The sequence below is a fragment of the Mycobacterium sp. TH-M25 genome (genome assembly GCF_057473665.1).
The window spans coordinates 1-7,304 of sequence record NZ_JBYCLA010000223.1 but is presented as its reverse complement, the minus strand read 5'-3'; the positions used below and the strand labels follow the sequence as shown (position 1 = coordinate 7,304).

At 65.0% G+C, this 7,304-nt stretch carries 4 protein-coding genes, 2 tRNA genes and 1 pseudogene; 5 read left to right on the top strand and 2 right to left on the bottom strand.

What is annotated here, in order from left to right; all coding sequences use genetic code 11:
• Positions 1–241 precede the first annotated feature (241 nt).
• From gyrB to AC2VOU_RS07460, 5 genes and pseudogenes are all read left to right on the top strand, one after another.
• Positions 242–2,254: pseudogene (gyrB, locus tag AC2VOU_RS07480) on the top strand (DNA topoisomerase (ATP-hydrolyzing) subunit B).
• 47 nt (positions 2,255–2,301) lie between these two features.
• Positions 2,302–5,382, top strand: a complete 3,081-nt coding sequence (gyrA, locus tag AC2VOU_RS07475; RefSeq protein WP_486956801.1) for an intein-containing DNA gyrase subunit A — start codon at positions 2,302–2,304, stop codon at positions 5,380–5,382.
• Between the two features lie 12 nt (positions 5,383–5,394).
• Positions 5,395–6,159 carry a DUF3566 domain-containing protein gene (locus AC2VOU_RS07470; protein WP_486956800.1) on the top strand — a complete coding sequence of 255 codons (765 nt, stop codon included), beginning with the start codon at positions 5,395–5,397 and terminating at the stop codon, positions 6,157–6,159.
• A 52-nt stretch (positions 6,160–6,211) separates the two neighbouring features.
• Positions 6,212–6,285: transfer RNA gene (locus tag AC2VOU_RS07465), tRNA-Ile, on the top strand.
• Between the two features lie 154 nt (positions 6,286–6,439).
• Positions 6,440–6,512: transfer RNA gene (locus AC2VOU_RS07460), tRNA-Ala, on the top strand.
• Here AC2VOU_RS07460 and AC2VOU_RS07455 read toward each other — a convergent pair.
• Both AC2VOU_RS07455 and cwsA read right to left on the bottom strand, forming a co-directional pair.
• Entirely contained in the window at positions 6,503–6,712 is a 210-nt protein-coding gene (locus AC2VOU_RS07455) for a hypothetical protein (protein ID WP_486956799.1), read from the bottom strand. The two genes, AC2VOU_RS07460 and AC2VOU_RS07455, sit on opposite strands and share 10 nt — an antisense overlap.
• Before the next feature lie 2 nt (positions 6,713–6,714).
• Positions 6,715–7,140: a cell wall synthesis protein CwsA gene (gene cwsA, locus AC2VOU_RS07450; RefSeq protein WP_486956798.1), complete on the bottom strand. Its 426-nt coding sequence runs from the start codon at positions 7,138–7,140 to the stop codon at positions 6,715–6,717.
• Positions 7,141–7,304 lie beyond the last annotated feature (164 nt).

Below are 7,304 nucleotides of genomic sequence, written 5' to 3'. Positions count from 1 at the left end.
CGCGCGACACCTATGGATAACCGGTCCGGGGCGTTCGGCTGAGGGCCGTCACAACGCAGAAAATCCGCTTGTCAAGCGTCAGGACGCGGGACAGATCGAAAAATTCCGTATACGGCCCAGATAGCTGTGTAGAAACGCCCTTGCAGAATCGGCTCGACACGGTGTTACCGCTAGACTGACGGTGATCCCCGCGCGGTCGCGAAATCGCGCGCATGCGAACCCCAAGGAGAGCGTCCCGCTAGTGGCTGCCAAACAACAGTACGGTGCCGAGTCGATCAAGGTTCTCGAAGGTCTGGAGGCCGTTCGCAAACGCCCGGGTATGTATATCGGCTCGACCGGTGAGCGGGGACTACATCATCTTGTCTGGGAAGTGGTCGACAACGCGGTCGACGAGGCCATGGCCGGCTTCGCCACCAACGTGGACGTGCGGATCCTCGAAGACGGCGGTGTCGAGGTCACCGACAACGGCCGCGGTATACCCGTCGCCATGCACTCGACCGGCATTCCGACGGTCGACGTCGTGATGACGGTTCTGCATGCCGGCGGCAAGTTCGAAGAGGGTGCCTACCAGGTCTCCGGCGGACTGCATGGCGTCGGCGTTTCGGTGGTGAACGCGTTGTCGGTTCGCCTGGAGGCCGACATCCGTACCGACGGCTTCGAGTGGTTCCAGACCTACGACAGTTCGGTTCCGGGCACGCTGAAAAAGGGTGACAAGACCAAGGAAACCGGCACCACGATCCGGTTCTGGGCCGACCCGAACATCTTCGAAACCACCAGCTACGACTTTGAGACCGTCGCGCGTCGCCTCCAGGAGATGGCATTCCTGAATAAGGGACTGACCATCACACTGTGCGACGAGCGCGTGACCAAGGACGAGATCGTCGACGAGGTTGTCAGTGACACCGCTGAGGCCCCGAAATCCGCGGAAGAGAAGTCAGCGGAATCCGTTGCGCCGCACAAGGTCAAGCACCGTACCTTCCACTACCCCGGTGGTTTGGTCGACTTCGTCAAACACATCAACCGGACCAAGAACCCGATCCACTCCAGCATCGTCGACTTCTCCGGCAAAGGACCCGGCCACGAAGTCGAGATCGCGATGCAGTGGAACGGCGGCTACTCCGAATCGGTGCACACCTTCGCCAACACCATCAACACCCACGAGGGCGGCACCCACGAAGAGGGGTTCCGCAGCGCGCTGACCACGGTGGTGAACCGCTACGCCAAAGACAAGAAGTTGTTGAAAGACAAGGATCCCAACCTCACCGGCGACGACATCCGGGAGGGTCTGGCGGCGGTCATCTCGGTCAAGGTGGGTGAGCCGCAGTTCGAGGGTCAGACCAAGACCAAGCTGGGCAACACCGAGGTCAAGTCGTTCGTCCAGAAGATCTGCAACGAAGAGTTGCAGCACTGGTTCGACGCCAACCCGTCGGACGCCAAGATCGTCGTCAACAAGGCGGTGTCGTCTGCGCAGGCCCGGCTCGCGGCGCGTAAGGCGCGAGAGTTGGTGCGGCGCAAGAGCGCTACCGACCTCGGTGGTCTGCCAGGCAAGCTCGCCGACTGCCGGTCCAGCGATCCGCGGCGCTCGGAACTGTATGTGGTTGAGGGTGACTCAGCCGGCGGCTCTGCCAAGAGCGGCCGCGACTCGATGTTCCAGGCGATCCTGCCACTGCGCGGCAAGATCATCAACGTCGAGAAGGCCCGTATCGACCGGGTGCTGAAAAACACCGAAGTCCAGGCGATCATCACCGCGCTGGGCACCGGTATTCACGACGAGTTCGATATTTCCAAACTGCGTTACCACAAGATCGTGCTGATGGCCGACGCCGACGTCGACGGCCAGCACATCTCGACGCTGCTGCTGACGCTGTTGTTCCGGTTCATGCGACCGCTGATCGAGAACGGCCACGTGTTCCTGGCCCAGCCGCCGCTGTACAAGCTGAAGTGGCAGCGCAGCGAACCGTAGTTCGCCTACTCCGACCGTGAGCGCGACGGGCTGTTGGAGACGGGCCGGGCCGCGGGCCGAAAAATCAACTCCGAGGACGGCATTCAACGCTACAAGGGCCTCGGGGAGATGGACGCCAAGGAACTGTGGGAAACCACAATGGACCCCTCGGTTCGGGTGTTGCGCCAGATCACCCTCGACGACGCTGCCGCTGCCGACGAGTTGTTCTCCATCCTGATGGGTGAAGACGTCGAAGCCCGCCGCAGCTTTATCACCCGCAACGCCAAAGACGTTCGCTTTCTGGATGTTTGACGTCCCAGACGTCTCTCCCCCAGTGAAATCTCTCGGATGAGGAACAGATGACAGACACCACGCTGCCCCCCGGCGGCGAAGCGGCCGACCGCATCGAACCGGTGGACATCCAGCAGGAAATGCAGCGCAGCTACATCGACTACGCGATGAGCGTGATCGTCGGACGCGCGTTACCCGAGGTGCGCGACGGCCTCAAGCCGGTGCACCGCCGGGTGCTCTACGCGATGTTCGATTCGGGCTTCCGCCCCGACCGCGGCCACGCCAAGTCGGCGCGCTCGGTCGCCGAGACCATGGGTAACTATCACCCGCATGGCGACTCGTCGATCTACGACACCTTGGTCCGGATGGCGCAGCCGTGGTCGTTGCGCTACCCGTTGGTCGACGGCCAGGGCAACTTCGGGTCGCCGGGCAACGACCCGCCGGCGGCGATGCGGTACTGCGTCACCGGGGACGCGCTGGTTGCGCTGCCAGAGTCGCAAGCGGTCCGCATCGGCGACGTGGTTCCCGGCGCGAGGCCAAACAGCGACAATACGATCGACCTCAAAGTCGTCGACCGAAGCGGCAATCCGGTACGGGCCGACCGGTTGTTCCACTCCGGCGAACACCCCGTGTACACCGTGCGCACCGATGAGGGCATCGAGGTCACGGGCACGGCCAACCACCCGCTGCTGTGTCTGGTCGACGTCGGCGGCGTACCGACTCTGCTGTGGAAGCTGATCGAAGAGATCAAGCCCGGCGACTACGCCGTGCGCGTCGACTGTGCAGGTTTTGAGCACGAAAAGCGCGCAGCAGGGCCCATAAGTTGCACAGTCGGCGACGTTCCGGGCCTGGCGCGCTTCCTGGATATCCATGGGGGCGATCCCGATGCCCGCGCTATTGCCAGCGAGCTGACCGACGGGCGCTTCTACTACGCCCGGGTTGCCGCCGTCACCGAAGCCGGTGTGCAGCCGGTATACAGCCTCCGCGTCGACACCGACGACCATGCCTTTATCACCAACGGCTTCGTCAGCCACAACACCGAGGCGCGGCTGACTCCGCTGGCGATGGATATGCTGCGTGAAATCGACGAGGAGACAGTCGATTTCATACCGAACTACGACGGCCGGGTGCAAGAGCCGACCGTGTTGCCGAGCCGGTTCCCGAACCTGCTCGCCAACGGTTCCGGCGGTATCGCGGTCGGCATGGCGACCAACATCCCGCCGCACAACCTGCGCGAGTTGGCCGAGGCGGTCTACTGGTGCCTGGAGAACCACGAGGCTGACGAAGAGGCCACCTTGGCCGCGGTCCGGGAGCGGGTCAAAGGCCCCGACTTCCCCACCCACGGTCTGATCGTCGGGTCCCAAGGCATCCACGACGCCTACACCACCGGCCGCGGGTCGATCCGGATGCGCGGAGTCGTTGAGGTAGAAGAGGATTCGCGCGGGCGCACCGGCCTGGTGATCACCCAATTTCCGGATCAGGTCAACCACGACAACATCATCACCTCGATCGCCGAGCAGGTTCGCGACGGCAGGCTGGCCGGCATCTCCAACATCGAAGACCAAAGCAGCGACCGGGTCGGCTTGCGCATCGTCGTCGAGATCAAGCGCGACGCGGTGGCCAAGGTGGTGCTGAACAACCTCTACAAGCACACCCAGCTACAGACCAGCTTCGGCGCCAACATGCTCTCGATCGTCGACGGGGTGCCGCGCACGCTGCGGCTCGACCAGATGATCCGCTATTACGTCGAGCACCAACTCGACGTGATCATCCGTCGCACCACCTACCGGCTGCGCAAGGCCAACGAACGCGCACACATCTTGCGCGGTTTGGTGAAAGCCCTTGACGCACTTGATGAAGTGATCGCGTTGATCCGGGCGTCGCAGACCGTCGATATCGCCCGCACCGGCCTGATCGAGCTGCTGGACATCGACGAAATCCAGGCCCAGGCCATCCTGGACATGCAGCTGCGCCGGTTGGCTGCTCTCGAACGCCAGCGCATCATCGACGACCTGGCCAAGATCGAGGCCGAGATCGCCGACCTCGAGGACATCCTGGCCAAACCGGAGCGGCAACGGGCCATCGTGCGCGACGAACTCTCCGAGATCGTCGACAAGCACGGCGACGACCGCCGCACCCGGATCATCGCCGCCGACGGTGATGTGGCCGACGAGGATCTGATCGCTCGCGAGGACGTTGTGGTCACCATCACCGAAACCGGCTATGCCAAGCGCACCAAGACCGACCTGTACCGCAGCCAGAAGCGCGGCGGCAAGGGCGTTCAGGGCGCTGGGCTCAAGCAGGACGACATCGTCCGGCATTTCTTCGTCTGCTCGACGCATGACTGGATCCTGTTCTTCACCACCCAGGGCCGGGTCTATCGGGCGAAGGCCTACGACCTGCCGGAGGCATTGCGGACCGCGCGGGGTCAGCACGTCGCGAACCTGCTGGCTTTCCAGGCCGAGGAGCGGATCGCCCAGGTCATCCAGATCAAGAGCTACGAGGATGCGCCCTACCTGGTGTTGGCCACCCACAACGGCCTGGTCAAGAAGACCAAATTGACCGACTTCGACTCGAACCGCTCCGGCGGGATCGTCGCAGTGAATCTGCGCGACGGCGACGAACTGGTCGGGGCCGTGCTCTGCTCGGCCGAGGAAGATCTGTTGCTGGTGTCGGCCAACGGGCAGTCGATCCGCTTTTCGGCGACCGACGAGGCGCTGCGGCCAATGGGCCGCGCCACCTCCGGTGTGCAGGGCATGCGGTTCAACGCCGACGACTATCTGCTGTCGCTGAACGTGGTCCGCGAGGGAACGTTCCTGTTGGTCGCCACCTCCGGGGGGTATGCGAAGCGGACCGCCATCGAGGAGTACACCGCGCAGGGCCGCGGCGGCAAGGGCATTCTGACGATCCAGTACGACACCCGCCGCGGCAAGCTCGTAGGCGCGCTAATGGTCGACGACCAGAGCGAGGTGTTCGCGATCACCTCCGGCGGCGGCGTGATTCGGACAATGGCCAAGCAGGTCCGTAAGGCGGGGCGGCAGACCAAGGGTGTTCGGTTGATGAACCTGGGCGAGGGCGACACACTGTTAGCCATTGCGCGCAACGCCGAAGAGTCCGATCCCGCCGACGGCGAGTCGGACGCCGAGTAAGGAGCAGTGGGTGTGACGTCACCTAACGAGCCGGGCAACCCCGTTCCGGGCGACAGCCCGAATGGAGCCGGCGGGAACACGGCCGCGACCCCCCGCAAGCGGTCCCCCGCCCCCGCGGCGCAGGGGCAGCAGCGTCAGCCCGGGCGCGGCGCGGCGTCACCCAACGCCGAGGACCGGCTCAACCGCTTCATCTCGGGCACCGGCGCACCGGGCGCCCCGAAGAGCTCACCAGCCGAGGTCGGCCCGGCTCACCCGCATGAGCAGAACCGGGAGACCGAAGCGTACCCCAGCGAGCTCCCCGACCTGTCGGGGCCGACTCCCCGTGCGGGACAACGGAAACCGGCGCCCGACCAGGACCACGGCGTGACTGCGCCGGTCCGGTCGGAGGGTCGCATCCAGGTGTCGTCGCGGACGGCCGGTCCGGTGCGCGCCAGCATGCAGATCCGCCGGGTCGATCCGTGGAGCACCTTGAAGGTGTCGCTGGTGCTATCGGTGGCCTTGTTCTTTGTCTGGATGATCGCCGTGGCGCTGCTGTATCTCGTACTCGGCGGCATGGGCGTCTGGAGCAAGCTCAACAGCAACGTCGGCGATCTGCTGAACAACACCAGCGGCAGCGCCGAGTTGGTGTCCGCCGGCACGATCTTCGGCGGCGCGGTGTTGATCGGTTTGGTCAACATTGTTCTGCTCACCGCCGCGGCGACGATCGGCGCATTTATTTACAACCTGACGACCGACTTGATCGGCGGCGTCGAGGTGACGCTGGCCGACCGCGACTAGCGTTTTGGGCGTAGACGCCCGGGTGCGGTAATCTCGTCGCTCGTCCCTGTGCGGGCCTATAGCTCAGGCGGTTAGAGCGCTTCGCTGATAACGAAGAGGTCGGAGGTTCGAGTCCTCCTAGGCCCACAACCATGTGTTCGCCAAGACGTTTCGTACGACTGGTGTTGCCGCTGGCAGCGATCGCGGTGCTGGCGGTTGTCATCCGGTCTCAGCAGAGCGTCGAGGTCTGGCATGTGGCCGCCGACCAGCCCGATGGCCGGCACCCCGCTGGTTAGCATCAGGGGCCTTAGCTCAGTTGGTAGAGCGCTGCCTTTGCAAGGCAGATGTCAGGAGTTCGAATCTCCTAGGCTCCACAACCGTCGTCGGCGAGATACGTCACCGCATACCACCGCCGAGCGCCGTCCAGGGCATCCGTTTCCGTCGCGCCTTCCAACCGCACGTCGCACAGGTCCGAGCGGTCGAGCCGGATGAAGGCCTCGAGTTCAGTGTCGCGCGCTTCGCCCGTCAGGGCGGCGTCCGCCAGCGCCCGGCCCTGGTAGCGGTGCCAGCCCAAGGTCAGGGGCGGTGGTCGACGTCGACGCTGGGCGGCAACGCCGACGGCTCCGGCTGCTGTGAGCGGCGGACGACCGAGACCACCACCGCGCCGACGGCGAGCACGCCCGCGGCGGCGCCGGCCAGTACCCACCGCCTCGGCTTACGGCGCTGCGAACGACGGGCCTGCGCCAGCGCCTCGGGAAGCCCGGTGACGACGTCCTGCGCGGCGGCCAGCTCCTGGAACAAAGCGTCCTGGGCGTGCTTGATGTCAACGGCCAGCCGGCCCTCGCGGTATCTGCGGCGCACGCTCGACGCCCCGGCCTGGGCCGAGTGGGCGCCGAGGCCGACGAGACCGCGAGTCAGGTCGACGGGCCCGACCGCCGTGTAGTGCAGACCGCGGCTCAGCCGCTCCCGGGGGGTCAGTCGGATGTGGGTCTCAGCACGCATTCCTCGCCCTTTCGCATGACCGCCTTGGCATTACGTTAAGAGGCTACCGGCACCGGATGTCCGGCGCGGCGAACGGTGATGGCAGACTGTGCTCTCGTGACTAGCCCGATTCAGACCGCCACCGCCACCCTGCACACCAACCGCGGCGACATCAAGATCGCATT